17 protein-coding genes are annotated in these 19711 nt (G+C 59.1%); 7 read left to right on the forward strand and 10 right to left on the reverse strand.

The features are described from left to right. Positions 1 to 22: 22 nt before the first annotated feature. The 3 genes from rfbA to GXN78_RS16845 are packed head-to-tail and all read left to right on the forward strand — an operon-like array spanning position 23 to position 2540. Positions 23 to 910, forward strand: a complete 888-nt coding sequence (gene rfbA / locus GXN78_RS16835) for a glucose-1-phosphate thymidylyltransferase RfbA (protein WP_106557359.1) — start codon at positions 23 to 25, stop codon at positions 908 to 910. Beyond that, positions 907 to 1455 carry a dTDP-4-dehydrorhamnose 3,5-epimerase gene (gene rfbC / locus GXN78_RS16840; RefSeq protein WP_106557360.1) on the forward strand — a complete coding sequence of 183 codons (549 nt, stop codon included), beginning with the start codon at positions 907 to 909 and terminating at the stop codon, positions 1453 to 1455. The genes rfbA and rfbC overlap by 4 nt, the downstream gene beginning before the upstream one ends. A gap of 20 nt (positions 1456 to 1475) precedes the next feature. After that, positions 1476 to 2540 (forward strand): class I SAM-dependent methyltransferase, encoded by a 1065-nt coding sequence (locus tag GXN78_RS16845; protein WP_106557361.1) that lies wholly within the window; start codon positions 1476 to 1478, stop codon positions 2538 to 2540. A gap of 31 nt (positions 2541 to 2571) precedes the next feature. On the opposite strand, the gene GXN78_RS16850 is transcribed toward GXN78_RS16845, so the two are convergent. Together GXN78_RS16850 and GXN78_RS16855 are read right to left on the reverse strand one after the other, a co-directional pair. Continuing rightward, entirely contained in the window at positions 2572 to 3333 is a 762-nt protein-coding gene (locus GXN78_RS16850; RefSeq protein ID WP_146163067.1) for a hypothetical protein, read from the reverse strand. 175 nt (positions 3334 to 3508) lie between these two features. Then, a complete protein-coding gene (locus GXN78_RS16855) occupies positions 3509 to 4555 on the reverse strand; it encodes a hypothetical protein (protein ID WP_106557363.1) in 1047 nt (348 codons plus the stop codon). A 487-nt stretch (positions 4556 to 5042) separates the two neighbouring features. Here GXN78_RS16855 and GXN78_RS16860 point away from each other — a divergent pair, with 487 nt between their 5' ends. Further along, a complete protein-coding gene (locus GXN78_RS16860; protein ID WP_106557364.1) occupies positions 5043 to 5741 on the forward strand; it encodes a class I SAM-dependent methyltransferase in 699 nt (232 codons plus the stop codon). Positions 5742 to 5775: 34 nt separating this feature from the next. Here GXN78_RS16860 and GXN78_RS16865 read toward each other — a convergent pair whose 3' ends face one another. The 8 genes from GXN78_RS16865 to GXN78_RS16900 form a co-directional block, all read right to left on the reverse strand. Continuing rightward, positions 5776 to 6978 carry an acyltransferase gene (locus GXN78_RS16865; RefSeq protein ID WP_164255499.1) on the reverse strand — a complete coding sequence of 401 codons (1203 nt, stop codon included), beginning with the start codon at positions 6976 to 6978 and terminating at the stop codon, positions 5776 to 5778. A 344-nt stretch (positions 6979 to 7322) separates the two neighbouring features. After that, positions 7323 to 9497 carry a YfhO family protein gene (locus tag GXN78_RS16870; RefSeq protein ID WP_164255501.1) on the reverse strand — a complete coding sequence of 725 codons (2175 nt, stop codon included), beginning with the start codon at positions 9495 to 9497 and terminating at the stop codon, positions 7323 to 7325. Positions 9498 to 9627: 130 nt separating this feature from the next. After that, complete coding sequence (locus GXN78_RS16875) at positions 9628 to 10008, reverse strand: GtrA family protein (RefSeq protein WP_106557367.1); 381 nt, start codon at positions 10006 to 10008, stop codon at positions 9628 to 9630. Continuing rightward, positions 10005 to 10688, reverse strand: a complete 684-nt coding sequence (locus GXN78_RS16880) for a class I SAM-dependent methyltransferase (RefSeq protein WP_106557368.1) — start codon at positions 10686 to 10688, stop codon at positions 10005 to 10007. Before GXN78_RS16880 ends, GXN78_RS16875 begins: the two co-directional genes overlap by 4 nt. After that, positions 10681 to 11625 carry a glycosyltransferase family 2 protein gene (locus GXN78_RS16885; RefSeq protein ID WP_106557369.1) on the reverse strand — a complete coding sequence of 315 codons (945 nt, stop codon included), beginning with the start codon at positions 11623 to 11625 and terminating at the stop codon, positions 10681 to 10683. Before GXN78_RS16885 ends, GXN78_RS16880 begins: the two co-directional genes overlap by 8 nt. Further along, positions 11612 to 12475: an NAD-dependent epimerase/dehydratase family protein gene (locus tag GXN78_RS16890; RefSeq protein WP_106557370.1), complete on the reverse strand. Its 864-nt coding sequence runs from the start codon at positions 12473 to 12475 to the stop codon at positions 11612 to 11614. Before GXN78_RS16890 ends, GXN78_RS16885 begins: the two co-directional genes overlap by 14 nt. Beyond that, the gene (locus GXN78_RS16895) at positions 12472 to 13185 is read right to left on the reverse strand and encodes a sugar phosphate nucleotidyltransferase (protein WP_106557371.1); all 714 of its coding nucleotides are present in this window, start codon (positions 13183 to 13185) and stop codon (positions 12472 to 12474) included. The genes GXN78_RS16890 and GXN78_RS16895 overlap by 4 nt, the downstream gene beginning before the upstream one ends. 13 nt (positions 13186 to 13198) lie before the next feature. Then, on the reverse strand, positions 13199 to 14197 hold the full coding sequence (locus tag GXN78_RS16900) for an NAD-dependent 4,6-dehydratase LegB (protein WP_106557372.1): 999 nt from the start codon (positions 14195 to 14197) through the stop codon (positions 13199 to 13201). Between the two features lie 571 nt (positions 14198 to 14768). Here GXN78_RS16900 and GXN78_RS16905 point away from each other — a divergent pair. The 3 genes from GXN78_RS16905 (at position 14769) to GXN78_RS16915 (ending at position 19646) form a co-directional block, all read left to right on the forward strand. After that, positions 14769 to 15329 carry a class I SAM-dependent methyltransferase gene (locus GXN78_RS16905; RefSeq protein ID WP_239142739.1) on the forward strand — a complete coding sequence of 187 codons (561 nt, stop codon included), beginning with the start codon at positions 14769 to 14771 and terminating at the stop codon, positions 15327 to 15329. Positions 15330 to 15547: 218 nt separating this feature from the next. Continuing rightward, a complete protein-coding gene (gene gmd / locus GXN78_RS16910; RefSeq protein ID WP_106557373.1) occupies positions 15548 to 16585 on the forward strand; it encodes a GDP-mannose 4,6-dehydratase in 1038 nt (345 codons plus the stop codon). Positions 16586 to 16790: 205 nt separating this feature from the next. Further along, positions 16791 to 19646 (forward strand): glycosyltransferase, encoded by a 2856-nt coding sequence (locus GXN78_RS16915; protein ID WP_146163068.1) that lies wholly within the window; start codon positions 16791 to 16793, stop codon positions 19644 to 19646. Positions 19647 to 19711 lie beyond the last annotated feature (65 nt).

Raw genomic sequence — 19711 nt, forward strand, 5'->3', positions numbered from 1 at the left:
ACCACCACCGGAAGAAGAACCCATGACGCAACGCAAAGGCATCATCCTCGCCGGAGGCTCCGGCACACGCCTGCATCCGGCCACGCTGGCGCTCAGCAAGCAGCTGCTGCCGGTGTACGACAAGCCGATGATCTACTACCCCCTCAGCACGCTGATGCTGGGCGGCATGCGCGACATCCTGGTCATCAGCACGCCGCAGGACACACCGCGCTTCCAGCAATTGCTGGGCGATGGGAGCCAGTGGGGCATCAACATCCAGTATGCGGTGCAGCCGAGCCCGGACGGGCTGGCGCAGGCGTTCATCATTGGTGACAAGTTCGTGGGGAATGCGCCGAGCGCCCTGGTGCTGGGCGACAACATCTTTTACGGCCACGACCTCGTGCACCTGCTTTCCGATGCGGACGCCAAGCAGAAGGGTGCAACGGTCTTCGCCTATCACGTGCATGACCCGGAGCGCTATGGCGTGGTCGCGTTCGATGCCAAGGGCAAGGCCAGCAGCATCGAGGAAAAGCCCGCCAAGCCAAAGAGCAGCTATGCGGTGACCGGCCTCTACTTCTACGACAACCAGGTCGTCGATATCGCCAAGGCGGTGAAGCCAAGCGCGCGCGGCGAGCTGGAGATCACTGCTGTCAACCAAGCCTACCTGGAGCGCGGCCAGCTCAATGTGCAGATCATGCAGCGGGGCTATGCCTGGCTGGACACGGGCACGCACGAAAGCCTGCTCGAAGCCGGGCAGTTCATCGCTACGCTGGAGCATCGGCAAGGACTCAAGATCGCGTGCCCCGAGGAAATCGCATGGCGCCACGGCTTTATCGACGCCGAGCAGCTCGCGGCCCTCGCGAAGCCGCTGGAGAAGAGCGGTTACGGCAAGTACCTGAACCACCTGCTGACGGACGGGGTGCGGTCGTGAAGGTCACGCGTACTTCAATTCCCGATGTGCTCGTGATCGAGCCGAAGGTGTTTGGCGATGCGCGCGGGTTCTTCTACGAGAGCTTCAACGGCAAGGCCTTCGATGAGGCGGTCGGCCGGCACGTGGAGTTCCTGCAGGACAACCATTCGCGGTCGGTGAAGGGCGTGCTGCGCGGGCTGCACTACCAGATTCAGCAGCCGCAAGGGAAGCTGGTGCGCGTGGTGCGTGGCGCGGTTTTCGATGTCGCGGTGGACATCCGCAAGTCATCGCCGACCTTCGGGCAATGGGTGGGCGTGGAGCTCACCGAAGAGAATCACAAGCAGTTGTGGGTGCCTGAGGGTTTTGCGCATGGCTTCATGGTGACCAGCGAGTCGGCCGACTTTCTCTACAAGACGACGAGCTACTACGCACCCGAGCATGAACGCTCAATCGCCTGGAACGACACCACCTTGAACATTCGTTGGCAGGATATCGGCATGGAACCTCAGTTGTCGGTCAAGGACGCGGCCGCCGTTGCATTCCGCTCTGCCGACCTGTTTGACTGAGTTACATCGAGAACAACTGCATGCTTGAATTTACGGGCGAACGGTTCATTCCTTCGGAAGGCGGCGAGATCCGCTATGAGCACATGCACCGCTACTGTTGGGCTCAAGCCCTGTGCCGTGGCCGCACGGTGCTCGATATCGCGTGCGGGGAAGGATATGGATCTGCGTTGCTTGCCCAAGTGGCCGAATCCGTGATCGGAGTCGATATTTCGCAGGACGCCGTGAACCACGCGAGCCGCAACTATTCCGCTCAAGCGAACTTGCGCTTCATTCAAGGTAGCGCGACGCGCGTACCCGTGGACGACGCCAGTGTCGATGTGCTGGTCTCATTCGAGACATTGGAGCATCTTGCAGAGCAAGAGCAGATGCTTGGGGAACTGCGGCGTGTTCTCAAGCCAAGCGGCATCCTGGTCATTTCGTCGCCCAACAAGCAGGTCTATTCCGACGATCGAAACTATGTGAACGAGTTTCACGTCAAAGAGCTCTACTTCGATGAACTAGATGCGTTGCTGCATCGGCACTTTGGCGCAGTTCGCTATTTTGGTCAGCGCTTTCTCACGGCCTCCGCCTTGCTGCCGGTCGATTCAGCCGCAGGCCACTACGAGGCGCTGCTCCTGGAGCAGGGGCGCGCTCATTCCAAGACCTTCAATCCAGAAAAAAGCATGTACTTCGTCGCGGTGTGTGCGGCGAGTGAAGACATGTTGCCCGTGGTGAAGCCCAACCTGTTCATCGAGGACGGGAGCGATCTGTACAGCGTTCAGCAGGACGTGATGCGATGGGCATCGGGATTGGACCGCGAACACAAGGAACTCGCCGCCACGCATGTGAAGCTCCAGTCCGAGTTTGATGAACGCACTGCCTGGGCGCTGCGTCTGGATGCGGAGCGGCAGCAACAAGCGTCGGAGCAAGAAGCATTGCAGCGGAGTCTTGTTGAAAGCGCGAGTCGTGCGGAGTCGGCCGAGAAGGCCTTGGCCGCTGCATCGGCGAGCTCTTCGGAAGCCAAGCGTGAACTCGCCGCTTTGACGGGCTCTCGATTGTGGAGGCTCATGACACCGTTCCGATGGCTCGGTCGACTGTTCGCCTAGATAGCGATCGCCTACTCGTCAGTGGTCTGGCTCAAGCCCGCGTCGCGACAATCGTGAACAACTCATAAGCGCGGCCCAGGTGGGGCTGGGTGTGTGTCGAGACCTTGGCGGATTTGAATCCCATCGCCCCGAGGAAATGCACGAGAAAATCGGTGCTGAACTCCCACCAAGTGTCCCATCGGTTGTTCTCTGCATTGGGCACGAGCCGACAGATCGGCGAGCCCTCGAGCTCGGGGAAGTAGAGGTCTGTGATGATCAGTGACTTCGCGCGATTCGCGCATTGCTCGACGATCTGCAGCGGAGCTCGGGTGTGCAGCAGCAGCGAACCCATGACCGCAACGTCGAAGTCGTCAATGGCGGCTGGCAGGTTGTACGCATCCGCATAGGCGAGCTGCGCTTTCGAGTTGTAGGCGGCGTGATTAAACCACCACGAGTTCTTCAGCCGATGCATTACCTGGTGGCGTGGGCCAAACAGTGGCTCGAGCACAGCGGATGGATATGGAACGAAGTCCCAACCCGGGTCGTCCTGCACTTCTACGGAAAACACCTGGGCACCGCGGCGCTCCATTTCGAAAGTCAGGAATCCGCTCGCGGGGCCGATTTCCAAAGCGCGCTTGCCAGCAAAGTCGAAGCCGCCGAGATATTCCGTCAAGCCGTTGCGAAGGTCCCAGTCGCCCTGGACGATGCCATGACCGGGGACCTCCATCGTGTGATAAAAGTGGCAGTCCGCAAGGCGAAGGCCGAGACGAGGGTTTGCAAGCAGGGAGTTGCTGCTTGTGTCTGTAGGCGTCATTGCGGGGTCCAAGGTATTGTTGTTGTTCGGCCCCCCTGGGCGCTACCCGAGAAGCGATCGACGGTGTGGCAGCTTACTCGGATTTCATGTGCCCGCCACCATCGACCTCTAAGGACTGCCGGTGCCCTTCGAGCGATACGCCGACCGACGCTAGCCTGGTGCCAAAAAAAGCGCGCTAGGCCCCGCGCCGCACCACGATCCCCACCGACGTGCAGGCGTAGCCCGCGAGCAGCAGCTTCAGATGAATGTTGCCCATGTAGGGCGGCACATCGACGTGATAGTCCAGGACGTGCGCCATGGGGCCAATCCTGAACTCTTCGACCTCGTGCCCGCGCTCTCGTAGCCTGCGGACCAACTCCTCCATGTCGCGCCGACGGTAGATCACCGTCTCGCCGGTTTCGACCGTGGCCTCGTTGGACGAAGCGTTGAACTCGGTGGTGTGCACGGCCACGCCGCTCGGGTGCAGCGTCTTCTCCACTGCGTTCACCACGAACTGCATGCCCGCCTCGAGCGAGCCCAGGTGCTCGAAGCAGCAGGACGACCAGTTGAAGTCGTAGCCCGTGAATTCGGGGCCGATCGCGGTCATGTCGCAGTAGGCGTGCGTGACATGCTGGGCGAGCTTGTCGTCGGGAACGATGGCCGGGTAGCTCAGTCCGGCCAGCGCCGTGCTGTGCTGGTTCGTGGACGACCAGGCAGCCGTCATCGGCAGATCCAGCGGGGCATCCGTGGCGGTGATGTTCGCGCCCATGCCGGCGAAAGCCGCGGGCAAGGGTTCCCGCCCCACACCGAACACCAGCCCGCGCGCGCCGGGCGAGACGGCACCGGACTCCAGCAGCTTGTGCAGCACGAACACCCACTCCCATTGCTTGCGGTGGAAGCGCGGGCGCTCGCCGATCAGCTTGCATAGCTGCATGAACCGGGGGTGATAGAAGTCCTCGGCCTGGCAGTTCGAGAACTCAAGAAAGGGCGCGGCTGAGTCGACCTGGTCGAAGCTGGGGTCGGGCGAGAAGGTGTCAAAGCGCGTGTGGTGGAGCTCAGCCGCTACGGCGTTGAGTTGGGTCTTGAGGCCGTCGATCTCCGCGTTCTGCACGGTGAGTTGTTGCTCCAGCTGTCCCAAACGCGCAGCGTTCGCGGCGCTGCTAGTCTGGGCGATCTGTTCGAAGCGGGTTCGCGCCCGCGCCCAGAACGGGCGCAGCATGGTCTTGGCGAGGCTCTTGAGCATCCAGCGAGGATAGTGCAGACGCGCAGCATGCCATTGGCGTTCGAATTCCGCGACCCCTGCGTCATGATTCTGAGGCGTCGGGCCTTCTACGAGCGCGGCTTGATTCGGTCTGCACTTGGGGTGCATGAATATGCCCCACAGCTTGCGCTGCGGTCGATCCCCGCCACGCGTTCGATCTCGCGCTGACTGGCCCCGGCGGCCAGCAGGGGCTAGATGGTCGTTTGCAGATGCGGCTCAAGACGTTCACTCCAGTGCCCTCCCAGGTGAGAGAGCGAAAAGTAACGTCCTCCCTAGCCCGATCCCAGGCAGCGCAAGCCGCGCTCCAGCGCGTCAGCGCGTCGCCGGGGCCCAAGGCCGGAACCAGGAGCGCAGTCGCGCCCACGCATTGGGTTTGGATGAACCAAGCCGACAAGGGACGTCTCGGCCAATTTTGATCGATCCAACTGCCGCTGGGACCAACTTTCTCCTTTGCAGCTAAGCTCGGCGGATGATTCGACATAATTTGATGTGCAGCGTGTGCGGCGGCGCGGAGTTTTCTGCTCGCTCGATTCTCTGGCAGGGATTGATCGATGAATGGCAGATCTCCAGACGCGAGGCGGATTACATAGATCGCCAGCAAGGCGAGCAATGCACGCGATGCGGGGCGAACCTGCGATCCATTGCTTTGGCCCGCGCCATTCTCTCGTGCCTATGCATGAGTGGCACGCTCCAGGAGGCGATAGACACCCCCACTGGTCGTACGCTGCGCATTCTCGAATTGAATGAGGCCGGATCGCTCACGCCTACGATTCGAGGGTTCGGCGGTTATGTGTTCGGGAAGTATCCCGAGGTCGACATGCACGCTCTCCCCTACCCGGATGAGAGCTTCGACATCGTGGTCCATTCAGACACATTGGAGCACGTACCCAATCCGGTACATGGCCTCGAGGAGTGTCGGCGCGTTCTCAAGACTACAGGCGCCCTTTGCTTCACGGTGCCGATCATCGTTGGCAGGATGAGTCGCGATCGGACTGGTTTGCCGAAGAGCTTTCATGGCGATGCTGCAACGGCCACAGATGACCTGATCGTGCAGACAGAGTTTGGTGCAGATGCCTGGACATTTATCATGAACGCGGGCTTTTGCAGGGTCACGACGCATGCAGTCGAATACCCGACGGCCATAGCCTTCGCGGCCTTTAAGACCTGATCGGCTGCGTTGGATGCAACCAGCAAGGTGCCCTTCAACGTGGCGTTGGTTCGGCAACATCCGAGGTCGAGCCTCGCTTGCGCAGCCGCGCGATTGGCGATGGCCGAAAGATGGCCTTTGAAAAGCGAATGGCGGGGCTATCGACCAAGCGTTCAAATATCCACGCGACCGCGATCACGCACATCGTCGTCAACGCCAGAGACATTGCCGCTGCGCTCTCGCGCGCAAAGCCCTTTTCGCTGTGCATCCAATTGAACAACCCGCATCCGACCGAGAAGATGATCGGGAGATGGACCAAATACAGTGAGTAGGAAACACGCCCCAAAAACTGGGACACCCTGCCTAGCAAGAGCCGCTTGAATGCGCCTCCACGCACTCCATAGACCAACAGTGCTCCGCCGAGCACCGAGTACAAAGCCGAGCGAGTTTCGAACTCGAGCGGCATCAAATGAAACCACGCAAAAATAGCTGACTGGTCGACGCTGCCTAGGGCAATGCCGACCACTGCGGCCGCCCAAGCATGGATTGCGGTTTTCGGGCGCGGCATGTCACCTATATGGCTGCCAAGCAGGAACGCTAAGTAGAGTGGCCAGAGCATTGGGTCAAGGAAGAACACCAACGCCACGTAGATCGCCGCTGCGACGATCTCGCGCCTGCCCGGCCAAGCCAGAGCCCTGTACGAGAATATGAGCATCGAGCCAAAAAACTCGATGCGCATCGTCCACAGTGCGGGGTTGTAGGCATGCTTGATGGTGAAGATGGATTCATAGAGTCCTTCTTTGAGAGCTGCCCCCAAGTCCGGTGGACCCTGAAGAATCTGGCTTGCCAGCCACGCCGACGATGTGACCTGAACGGTCTCGACAGAGTGATAGGCGCCGAGCTTCATCAGCGAGTATGCCAGCATGACGCTGAAGAAGACCGGGATGCCCAATCTGAAATAGCGACGGGCCACTTTGGATCTAAGAGCATCGATGTCACGCAGGTCTACGAAGGCGTTCGTAAGGACGTAGCCACTCAGCACGAAGAAAACTGAGACGGGAAATCTGCCGTTCCACAGAATCGAGAGAAATGGCGCCGACAGCATGCCGTCGAAGTGGCTCGCCTTCGCTCCGGATTGCGCAACCCAAGGAAAGAAGTGAACGAAACCCAGGGGAAACAACGCCAACAAGAAGTGCGAGGCAAACACATTCAACGCTGCCCACCCTCGCAATCCGTCAGCAGACTGGTCTTTTTCCAAGTGGAGATGCGCTCGAATAAATGATGAAGTGCGTGCGGTGGCACGGAGAAGATGCGGGCACTGCTGAAGTCGCTCACGCAGGCGAAATTATCACATCTGCTCGCGAACCGATCATCGTCTAGTGAAGTTGTCGTGATCGAATTTTGTCGAGCGTTCAGCTGGTGCGCGTTCACAGCGCCGCTCGGCAAGCGCCAATCAGCGCCATGCACACCCTGCGATTCAGATGCCTCGCGCGTGAGATCCAGGCACCTACCCGTCCGTTTATACAAGTCGACGCCTCGTGATAGGCAACGGCTGATTCAAGTGCTAATCGTCTTGCAGAAATCAGAACCGAGTGCGAGGACTCACGCGATCGACTGAATGGATCTCCGTGCTCTCCGGCGCAGCGCGATAAGGACGGCACAGGTCACCAGGGCCAGGATCGCAATGGGAATTGAGAACAGAAAGCTCTTTGGTCGATACCGAAATTCGATCTCGTGCTGCCCGGGTGGCAGTGCAACCGCCATCTGGCTACCGTTGACGCGAAGAATTCGGGCTCGGTCGCCGTCTATGGCCGCTTTCCACGCCTCGTCGAAGAACTCGTTCACAATCAACACGCCTTTGGTCGGGCATCGCGTCACCATGCTCATTCGACTGTCGGAGCGCCGAGTTTCACGGGCCTCGCACCTGGTTTGCGGTGGCGGGCCGGCGACATCGATGTCCTCGGCCCGCACATACAGCAGCCCTTGAGACAGATCTGCGTTCGTGAGCTTCGCGGCGAAGTCGCCAAGACTCGCATACGTCCCGTCCACGGCAGTCAGCATCTGGCTATGCGGCAGGGCCTGCTTGGCTTCGTAGATGCTCAATGCGTCGACGCTTTCCAGAAACGAATAGCCACGAATCGCGTCTTCCTTGCAGGAATCGCAGATCAGATAACGTGCACCGAGCGCCTGAAAATAGTTGATTGACCGGGGGCCATGGTAGTAGAGCTCCTCGAACTGCCGGTACGGCGCCGGATTGAAGTACGCATTCAAGGTGCGGATGCCCTTGTACGATGCCAGCATGGACGCCATCTGCTTGTCGATGCTTCCGTCGAAGATCACTCGGTACTGGCGTTGCGGATCGAGTTGCGCGAGTCGGTCGAATACCTTGTCGAGTTGGCGTCCGCCACCGGTGTTGTAGGTACTGGTGTAGAGGGGCGCCGGAGTCCAGCGAACATCGGCGGCGAGAAGCAGGAGGGCGCCAGAAGCCCACAGCGCACCGATGAGGAGATTTGACAGTCGCGAGGGCTTGCGGCTCGACCACAGGGTGATCGCGATCAGCAGAAGCAGAAACAGGATCGACGCCCACGGCGGCACCGGCGAAATGACTCGCCCGTCAGTCAGCAGCAGCAACGCCGTTCCCAGCGCCGCGACGATCCAAAGTGAAGCGAGTTGCCCGAGCCTTCGAGCTGGCGTGGACGTCTCGGCGTCTGCGGATGCTCTGCGGCGCAACTGATCGATACCGAGGGCCGCGAGGGCGGCGATCGCGAACTGGAACAAGACGAGGAATCGGCTTGGCTCGCGAATCTTGTTCAGGATGGGGACGAGATAGTTCACGTGTGCCAGCCCGAGGTTGCTTCCCGTCGAGGAAATGATCGAGTAGATCGCGATGAAGACGAGTGCTTTTGTGATCCACGAGCCGAAGCAAGAGACCGCTGCGACGCCGGCCAGGGCAAGCGCGATCACTCCGACATAAGGGCTGCCGACGGCAGCGCCTTCTTGCCGGAAGAGTACGCCGGCAAGATCCCGAATGGACAACTGGTCGATCTGGAAGGCGGTGAAGGGAATGGGTGCATTCCCAACCACGGGAGGAAAGGGGCCGATCCAGCGGATCATGCCCTTGAATTCGAGGGCTGCCGGCATGAGCACCGGAGAGACGAGCATGCAAGCCAGCACACCGACCGCGATCAGCAGGGCGAGTGGATGCTTCGTCCGCTGCCATCCCTCGGCCAGCCCGATGCTTGCCCAGTGCGCAATCACGAAAATCACCGATAGCAAGATGGCGTGGATTAACGGTTGGGCTGGGGAGGCCAGTGCCAGGAGCACGATGCTCACCAAGGCCATGGCAACGAAACTGGGCCGTCCAGGAAATCGAAAGATGCCGACGAGCCCGGCCAAGTAGAGGGGGAACCAGGCGTAGGGCGCGGTAATGTTCAGCCAGGCCGCGTATGTCAAGCTGTTCGCACTGAATGCGAACAGTCCGGCGCCGGCGACGGCCGCAATGCGCGAAGCACCGATGACTCTCAGGAACACGTAGGTGTTGATCTGCAGAATCAGCAGGTGACCCAGCGTGATCCAGTGCATCGAATGGACAACCTCAGTCGGCGTCCGAAAAATAGGAAGCGATGCAAAGTACAACGGGTAGAGTGGCGACAACTGCGGAAAGTTGTAGAGTGGCACGCCGCCGAGCACGGTATCCATGCGAAGCGGCCAGTCGCCGTGCGCAATGGACGCAGAGATCGACGACAGCACGGCGCCGATGAAGAACTCGTTGTCCATCAGTAGCGCAAACGAGCGATCGGGGGTGAACGCTCCGCGCAGAAAGAAGGCCCAGAGCGCTGCCAATACCAGGAGAGCTGCGATGCTCGATGCTCTGCTGGATCTCGGTATTCCGCCTTGTTCTCCGTGCTCAGCCGGCATCGGCATTCCTGAAGACATAGAGCTTGTTCATTGCATAGGAAGCGAGCACATAGACCGCTCCGGCCAAAATCTGGCTGAGGCCTTCATGAATGCCCAGTTGTCGTATGAACAGGAGAAGCGCGACAAAATTGGCGGCGTACGCGGCGGCAAAAACGACGAGGAAGCGGATGATCTCGCCGCGGTGCCGTTGTGTGCTTCTGAAGGTGTAGTGTCGGTTCAACAGGTAGGAAGTCGTCAGGCCGACCCCATAACCGATGACGTTGCTGAGCTCCGGCGACGCGCCTGCACCGTACATGCACGCGAAGATGATGCAGTAGCCAAAGACCGTATTGAGAACACCGACGGTCAGGAAGCGAAAAAACTGCCTCATGTGGGCCGAAGGCCTCTCACCCAGTATTGCCCACCCAGGGGCAACCAGCCAAGCACGTTTTCCAGCCAGGTGAGTGCAGACAGCCTCGGCGGTACAAAGAGGCAGTACCCCGCGCCTTCGACGCTTAGCGACGCGCCCTTGATGAGTGACTTGAGTTCGGTCGGCTTTAGAAGTACCGCGTCTTCGTCATACGGACAGTTGTCCACGATGCGCCGTGTCACCGGATTGAATGGGTTGTGCTCGAAGACAAACAGCTCGCCGCCCGGTGCGAGGCGGTCGAAGAGCTTGCGCGTCACGCCTGCCCGCTGGGCCACCGGAATGTGGTGAAACACGCCAGCCACGAAAATCAAATCTACCGGCTCGGTCAGGTGTGCTTCGTCACGTTCAACGAAGAAATGGGTGTCGGGATTGTCACGACGTGCGATCTCCAGGCTTGCTTGCGAGATGTCGGAGCCTTCGACGTGTGCGCTTGGAAAGGCGGTGCGGAGGAACGGAATGTTCCGACCGATACCGCATCCATACTCCAGAATGCGTCCGGGCTTGCGATTGACCATCTTTCGAACGAGTTCGATCTTGTAGCGTGCAAAGTACTCCTCGTTGGCCGAGAAGAATCCGGTGCTTTCGCGCAGCAACTCGTTGTAGTTGTTGGTGTAGTCGTCAAAGTCGACCTTGTTACTCATGGGAAATTACCTCTTCTACGATGTAGTGCGGTCGCCCCTTGACTTCCTCGTAGATGCCGCCGACGTAGGCACCCATGATGCCGAGGACGATAAGTTGGATGCCGCTGAAAAGGAGCAGCAACACGACAAGCGTCGTCCAGCCGTCCGGAACGGATTGGACGAGGAAGTACTTCACGACTGAGGCGACGATCAGCAGAAAGGCCAGCAGTGCAAACGATGCGCCGACAAAGATGCTCAGTTGCAACGGCTTGGTGCTGAACGACAGGATGCCCGCCATGGCGAGCTTGACCATGCGCGTGAGAGAGTACTTGGAGTGGCCAGCGAATCGCTTCTCGGCGGTGTACTCGACACCCGCCTGATTGAATCCCATCCAGGAGAAAAGGCCGCGCAAGAACATGTTGCGTTCTCTGAAGCTGCCTGCGAGCGCCCGCGCGACGCGGTTCGAAATCAGCCGAAAGTCCGCCGCATTGGGATTGATCGGTACCTGCGATATCTTGCCCAGTGCGTAATAGAACATGTCGCCAGCCTTCTTCCGCAGGAGGCTGGCATCTTCGGTGTCCCGCCGGATCGTGTAGACGACGTCGTTCCCCAAGCGGAATTGACTGAGCAATTGAGGAATCAACTCCGGTGGATGCTGCAAGTCGCTGTCCATCATGATGATGGCATCCGATTCGAGTGAATGTTCGATGCCGGCTAGCAGCGACATCTGATGGCCGAAGCGCGAAGACAAGGCAATGACCCGGGCGCGCGAATCGGCGGCAACGATTCCGCGGAGAACCTCGAGCGTGTTGTCAGTGCAGCGGTCCACCACGTAGACGATCGTTGCAGTGACATCGTCCAAGCCATCTAGCACAGCCGAGGTGCGCTGGTGAAAATGCCCGATTACCTGCTCTTCATTGAAGACCGGCGTGAGAACGGTGAGTTTAGTTTGCGACACTTTGAGTTCTTCGCTGCAGGAGTTGCCGTGTCTTCGTGAGATCAGCATAGATTGCGGGCACGTCGAAGCCTGCCCGATTGCTGAGCGCCACGGCTTCACGCACCGGCACGTGCTCCAGTCTGTCGGCGGCGAGCATGTTGCGAAGCAGCTCGCGCATCGTGATGGGCGTGCCGCTCGCTACGTTGTAGACCTGGCCGGCTTGCCCGCGCTCAGCGATGGCAATCAATTGCTCGACCGCTTCATCGGCACCCACGTAGTCTCTGGTGGCCGTCAACGGGCCGAGTTCGAGTTCGGTCCTCTTGCCATCGAGAACTTCCTGAATCTGCTTTTGCACCCGCCCGACGAACAGGCGCTCGGACAAGCCGGGGGCGGCCAGGTTGAAGAGCCGGGCGACCATGACGTCCACGCCGCGGCTCGCATAAAGATGCGCCAGCTGCGTCTGCCATGCTTTGCTGAGGCCATAGACGGACATCGGGCCGAGGGCGCGATCCTCGCGAATCGGGTTCTCTTCGGGACGTACTGGGCCGTACTCGGCCGCCGAGCCGACTAGGACGACGCGGCATTCGGCCCCAAGCTCCTGAACTGCTTCCAGAAGGAGCCGGCTTGCTTCCACATTGACTGCGTAGGCTTCTTCGAACTCGTTCAAGAAGGTGGCTGCAAGATGGAGGATCCAGTGCGGACGCGTCTTCTCAAGCAAAGACTTGAAGTCCGGCGATTTCCTCAAGTCAAGCGGATGGCCGTGTTGCTGCCTGCCCGCTATCACGACGTTGCAGTCGGGGTCGGCGCTGAGTCGGGAATAGACGGCTCGGCCGAGCGCGCCGTTCGCCCCCGTGAGCAAGACTGTCTTCATCGATCGATGCCCAGCTTGGCGGAGAGTTCGTCAAAGTTCTCATCGGCGAACTCGTAGTCGTCGGGGCGCCCGATATCGAGCCAGTAGCCATCGAAGGGACGGATGTCGATGCCTTGATGATTCTTCAGGCCGTCCATCATGAGGTTGTCGAAACCATACTTGACACCTGTTGCAAGTCCCCCGATCACCGAGCGATTGATGCAGTAGATCCCCATGCTCACGTCGAAATCAAAAGACGGCTTTTCCTGGAACTCGGTCAGTCGGCCATTGGCATCATGCCGAAGCACGCCGAAGTCGATCTTTACTTGGCGCCTGTACGAGGAAACCGAGATCTGACTCCTGGAGTCAACATGCGATTCAAAGAACTTCCTGTAATCTAGGTCGCAAAGGATGTCGCCGTTCATCACGAGAAAATTTTCCGGAAGATCCTTGATGAGGGTGAGCGGTCCGATGGTGCTCAGTTCTCCGTCCTCAAGCGAATAGTCGAGCTTCACACCGAGCCGCGAGCCGTCGCCGAAGTAGGCCATGATCAACTGCGAAAGGTGGTTGACCGCAAGCGTTATATGCGTAAACCCCGAGCGCTTGAGTTGCATGATGATGATCTCGAGGATCGAATACTTTCCGCCGAGCGGAACTAGCGGTTTCGGGATCAGGGTGGTGTAGGGCCGAAGCCGCGTACCCTTGCCGCCGGCCAAGATCACTGCGCGCATGGCAATTGCCTCCTTAAACGTTGTACAACCAAGCCTTGTAACGAGACAGGTTGTCGGGCTGTTTGAACCAATCGATCGTTGCGCGCAGTCCATCCTCGAGCTCGTATTGCGGCCGCCATTGGGTCAACGACGTGATCAACGTGTTATCGCCCATCAAGCGGAAGACCTCGGAAGCGTCAGGTCGAAGGCGCTGGTCATCGGTGATGATGCGCGCGTCCGGATTGAGTTCATCAACCAGGATCTCCGCCACCCGGCCAATTGGATATTCCTTGCCGGTGGCTATATTGATTTCTTTGCCGACCGTCGAGTCGGCCTCCGCCAACGCAAGGAAGCCTTGTGCCGTGTCCTTGACAAAGTTGAAATCGCGCGTGGGGGTCAGACTGCCGAGGCGTAGTTCTTTTTCGCCTAGCATGAGCTGGGTGATGATGGTTGGAATAACTGCGCGCGCCGATTGGCGAGGGCCGTAGGTATTGAAAGGTCGTACGATCACAACGGGTGTTCCGAACGACCTGTAGAACGACTCGGCCAGTCGATCTGCTCCAATCTTCGTCGCACTATAAGGCGACTGCCCTTGAAATGGGTGCTTTTCGTCGATCGGCGCATATTGTGCCGTGCCGTATACCTCGGATGTCGAGGTCACCAAACAACGTTCTACATCAAGTCGCTTGGCAGCTTGAAGAACATTGAGCGTGCCCTTGACATTGGTGTCAACGTATGAGTCGGGCGAATGATATGAAAAAGGGATTGCAATGAGCGCCGCCAAGTGAAAGACGACATCGCAACCTTTCATTGCCTCGAGAACACCATTGGGGTCTCGGATGTCTCCTGAAAAAACATCGAGTCCACGCACTATTGACTGTGGCAGGGAGTCCAGCCAGCCCCAGCTGTTGAATGAGTTGTAGTAGACAAAGGCGCGGACATCGCAGCCATGCTCGATCAAAGCTTCTACCAAGTGGCTGCCGATAAACCCATCCGCACCGGTTACAAGTACTTTTTTCCCTTTGAGGCGCATGATTCGAATCAATAGTAGAGGGTTGGATTGCTTCGCATGCAAAATGGTCCGTCGAACGGTGCATGCGGGCTTGATGTCAGGACCGCGACAGAGCGGCGTCGGCCGCTTCGGTGGCAGCGCGGCGCAGCAGACGTACATGTGCGCTGCATCCTCTGTCTGACGAGCGGCGCATTATCGCCGAGGGTGAGGGGCTTGGGGATTCGTCGTGCGCTAGGGTGCGTCCGGATCCTTCTTCTCCGGCCTCATCGGTAGACTCTGAGCGCCCCTTCATCGAGAGCCAACTTTGATCAAACAGTCGCTGCAGCTCCTGTTCACATCCAGCCCGCGTTACGGGGCGATCGGAGCGTTCCCATTTGCGGCGCACCCGGCCCCGGCGCCCGGTCTTGAGAGGGAGCTGAGGAAGGGGGTGCTGAGCGGGACGTGTCCGGTGTGTGGGCGCAAAGTTCTTTTTGAGCGATTTACTGACAACCTCCGCGAATCTGGTTTCTGTTCCGAATGTGGGTCATTCAATCGTCAGCGACAGATTGCGCACGTTCTCCGCCAACGATATGCGACGCCTCTGGCGGGGGCCTTGTCCCTGCCTTCAGGGCTGGCGGTCTACAACACTGAGACGACTGGGGCTGTACACAAGACCCTTTCTCTCGGCCGCGACTACTTTTGCTCCGAATACTTTGGCGACGAATATGCCCCTGGAGATCTCGTCGCCGGCCGTCGCCACGAGGATCTCCAGCGGCTGTCGTTCGGGGATGAAGTCCTTGATCTTGTACTTTCGAGCGACGTCCTGGAGCACATGCCGGAACCGTATGAAGCCCACCGGGAGATCTTTCGGGTGCTCAAGCCGGGCGGGAGGCACATCTTCACCGTTCCCTTCGACGGCCACGCGTCGCTGGATGATCGCAGGGCGGCGTTGATCGGGGGGGAGGTCGTGTATCTGGCGGACAAGCTGTTTCATGGAGATCCAGTCAGGCCGGATCAGGGAATTCTTGTCTGGACGATCTTCGGGCTGGAGATGCTGGTGCAGCTCGCGAAGATCGGCTTCAGGCCGGCTGCCTGGAATCTTCACGAGCCCGAGCAAGGCATCGTTGGCCCTTACTCCTTGGTGTTCGAAGCCTTCAAGCCCCCGGCCAGCTAAGTTCGGCTCAGGGCTAGGATCGGCGGCTGGAGCGAGCCGGTGCCTTGTAAGCAGTGTTACGAGTGGCACAAAAGCGACGCTCGTCCCGTGGTAGGGTTGCCTGCATCCTGGGCTTGCGGCGCTGCAAGAGGCAGCGTCGCGCGTCGTGCTGGGGTCGCTCGACCTGACCAGTGCGGCACAATCTCGGCCTGTACGCCTCAACACCAAACTTCAAGCAGATGAAAAAGCACGCAGTGGTCACCGGTATTACCGGCCAAGACGGAGCCTACTTGGCTGAACTTCTCCTGAGCAAGGGCTATGTGGTGCATGGCACCTTCCGGCGAACGAGCTCGGTCAACTTTTGGCGAATGGAGGAGTTGGGCATCCAGAACCACCCGGACCTCAAGCTGGTCGAGCATGACCTGACGGACCTGGGAAGCTCGCTCACCTTGATCAAGGAGGCCAAGCCGCACGAGGTGTACAACCTTGCCGCCCAAAGCTTCGTCGGGGTCAGCTTCAATCAGCCCGATGCGACTGCCCAGATCACAGGCATGGGCGCGCTTCATCTGTTGGAGGCTATTCGCCTTACCGACAGAAGTATCCGTTTCTATCAGGCCTCCACCTCCGAAATGTTCGGAAAGGTTCAAGCCATCCCCCAAGTCGAAGATACACCGTTTTATCCTCGGAGCCCTTATGGCGTTGCCAAGCTATTCGCTCACTGGATGACTATCAATTATCGGGAAAGCTACGACATTTTTGGCTGTAGCGGAATTCTTTTCAACCATGAAAGTCCGCTTCGTGGCAGAGAGTTTGTCACCCGGAAGATCACCGACGCTGTCGCAAAAATCAAGCTCGGCAAGCTGGAAGTTCTCGAGCTTGGGAATTTGGGTGCAAAGCGGGATTGGGGCTTTGCAAAGGAGTACGTCGAGGGAATGTGGCGGATGCTCCAGGCGGACGAGCCGGATACCTTTGTGCTTGCTACCAATCGCACCGAGACGGTGCGACATTTCGTGGACCTCGCTTTCAAGGCTGCAGGCTATGAGCTTCGCTTTGAAGGGGAAGAGCAAAACGAAGTTGGAGTTGACGTTCGCACTGGGAAAATCTTGGTTCGAGTTAATCCAAAATTCTACCGCCCTGCGGAAGTCGATTTGCTGATCGGGAATCCGGCTCGCGCCAAGGAGAAGCTGGGATGGGAGCCGAAGACCACGTTGGAGCAACTTTGCACCATGATGGTTGAGGCGGACCTGAAGCACAACACGCAAGGTCATTCCTTTTAAGCGTGATCGCGATTGCGGATGATTCGGTTATTTGAAGTGCCCCCGAGCGCGTTTCGGTAAATGCGAATGATGGCGCAGACTTCGGCTGTCGATGCATTCGAAGCTGCTTGAACATTGAGGGGTGACTCCTCCAATACGAGGCAACATTATTAATACGAATGCGCCAAGCTGCGTAGCTGGCGATCGAAAACAGAGGAGGGAGAAATTGAAGGGTATCGATCGCAGAATCGCGATATGGGCACGAATCAAGCGCCGTTTCGGATTGTCCGGCAATGCCCGATTGACCTCTGCGTCAGAGGCGGGTGCGAACTCAGAGGAAGCTCGGACTGCGCGGGCACTGCGCGAGGCCGAGTTATTCGACCCTGGGTTTTATCAGAGGGCGTATCCGGATGTCGCTGCAAGCGACCTCTCACCGCTGGACCATTTCGTGAGGTTTGGCCTTCGGGCCGCTCGACAGCCCTCGGCCCGATTTGATCCGGTGGAGTACGTAAGCATCAACGGGGACGTCGGAGACGCAGCCGATGCTGTGTCGCACTACCTGAGGTGCGGGCGGAACGAAGGGCGCGACATAGGAGGACCGCCGTTCGATCCGGAAAGATTGGACGCATTGCTGCAGGCGATCGAGGAGACCGGGTTGTTCGACGCCGCGCATTATCGTTGCGCGAACCCGGTGGTCGAGGCGAGCGGCATGGATCCCGTCATCCACTATTTGGTCAGTGGCCATCGGACGCTGGCCGAGCCGTCGCCGAATGTCTCGATGCGCGCCTATATCGCGTTGCACGCGGATGTCAGGGCCTCCGGAATGAATCCTCTGGCCCATTGGTTGGAAAACGGGCGATTCGAAGGAAGAACGCTGCCCGACGGCGAACCCTCCAGTTTTCGCTGGTCAGACCCGACCAAGCCCTTTGCGCTGCCCGACGATATCGTGCACCGCGAACTGATGGCAGGAAAGGCCTATTTCGCCGGCCAAGGCTTCGACTTTGCTGATCGTGGCACGCCCACAATGGTCGAATGCAGTGTCGACCGTATGGCGGCACGAAGGCCAAGACTTTTCGTCGAACAGGCCTCACCCAAGGTCTCCATCATCATTCCGGTCTATGGGCAAACGCACTTCCTGCTGGGATGCCTTGATTCGCTCGTGCAGCACGAATCCAGGCACTCCGTTGAAATCATCGTTGCAGACGATGCCTCGCCGGAAGACACTCAAACGGCCCTGCTCGCGCGGATACCGTGGATCCGCTATGTGCGCCGCGAGGCCAACGGCGGATTTCTCGAATGCTGCAACTCTTCGGTCCAGCAGTCGCGTGGCGAGTTTGTTGTTTTGCTCAACAGCGATACCCGCGTCGTGCCTGGTTGGCTTGACGAACTCATCGACGGCTTCTCGCTGTTCCCCAGGGCGGGCCTGACGGGCTCAAAGCTCTTGAACGACGACGGAACGTTGCAGGAGGCTGGAGGCATCTTCTGGCGTGACGGGTCTGCGCACAACTATGGTCGTGGCGATGATTCGAATCGTCCCCAATACTGTCACGCGCGTCAGGCCGACTTCATTTCGGGGGCATCCATTGCTGTGCGCAGGGCGGTCTGGGATGAGCTAGGCGGTTTTGACGGGCTGTATCGGCCAGCCTACTGCGAGGATGCGGATCTTGCTTTTCGCTTGCGACGTGCAGGGTACGAGGTTTGGTACCTGCCGTTCTCGAGGGTCATCCACTACGAGGGCGTGACACACGGCCGCGATACGTCGAGAGGCATCAAGGCCTACCAAGTCGAAAATCTGAAGAAGTTCAGCCAAAGGTTCTCTTCGGACCTTCATGCCCATCCTCAGCCCGGTACAAACTCGGCAATAGCGGCCTCTTGGCGTTCCGCGAAGAATATGCTCGTCGTCGATGCCTTGACGCCGCGTCCCGACAAGGATTCCGGCTCCATCGTGACCGACGAGGTGATGCGGACCTACAGGGAAATGGGGTTTGGTGAGAGCTTCTTCCCTCTGCATCATCCCTACTATGGCGAGAAAGCCATGGCCCCCCTTCAGCGCCGCGGTGTTTGCTGTCACTACCTGCCGTTTTCTCCCGATATGAGCGCTGTCTCCGCAGTTTCGCATGCATTCGACTACGCCCTGCTCTATCGCTACAACGTGGCCGAGGAGGTCTATGCAAAGGTACGGGAGTTGTGGCCGGCGACGCGGATCCTTTTTGCGAACGTGGATCTGCACTACCTGCGCGAATCGCGGGCCGCATCTACCAATGGGAATGCCAGCGGCATGTTCAAGGCAGCGGTCACGAAAACTCGCGAACTGGCGATGTTTGCCCGCGCGGATGCCGCGTTCGTGCATACCGAAGTCGAGAAGCAGGTTGTTCAAGCGGCCATGCCGCGGCCGCTGCGCAACATGATCGTGCTGCCTTGGTTGTCCGACATCGAGCAGGACGATCGCGGCTTCTCGGATCGCAGCGATGTCATGTTTCTGGGCAACTTTCCTCATGAGCCCAACGTCGATTCGATCAAGTTCTTCATGGCTTCGATATGGCCGGCGCTTGCGAAACAGCTCCCGACCCATGCGAAGCTCCTGGTCGTCGGCAACAAGCCGCCGCCGGAAGTCGTTGCAATGGCGAACGAGCGTGTCGTTGTCACGGGCTATGTGGAGGACCTCAAGCCCTTCTTTGCGGCGTCAAGAGTGTTTGTCGCTCCGCTGCGATATGGAGCGGGCATCAAGGGCAAGCTGGTGATGGCATTGGCTCATGGGGTTCCGAGCATTGCCAGCACGATCGCTGCTGAGGGCATCGGATCGCCTGAGTCGGGCCATTTGCGAGTAGCCGATGATCCGAAAGCATTTGCAGACGAGGTCGTGCGTGTTTACTCGGACGAGGCCCTTTGGGCTCGGATGCGCACGGCGGGCTGGGCCTTTGTTCAGGAGAACTACTCGAGCGCAGCCGCAGCGGCGCTGTGCGCCCAGGCCCTCAAGGTCGCCGATGAAACATGGCTGGAGCGGCAAGAAGCGTTGTGCCGGCAAACGCTGCGACGCCTGGCTGGGGATCCGTATGAAGGTTCACTCAGCCCTTGCGCATGACTTCGGCGCGTTGACGTTGCCTGTTGCCGTTCGTCTCCCCCTCTATATATCCCCTCGATGATTGA

This window comes from Variovorax sp. WS11, assembly GCF_010499245.1.
Taxonomy (GTDB): domain Bacteria; phylum Pseudomonadota; class Gammaproteobacteria; order Burkholderiales; family Burkholderiaceae_C; genus Variovorax.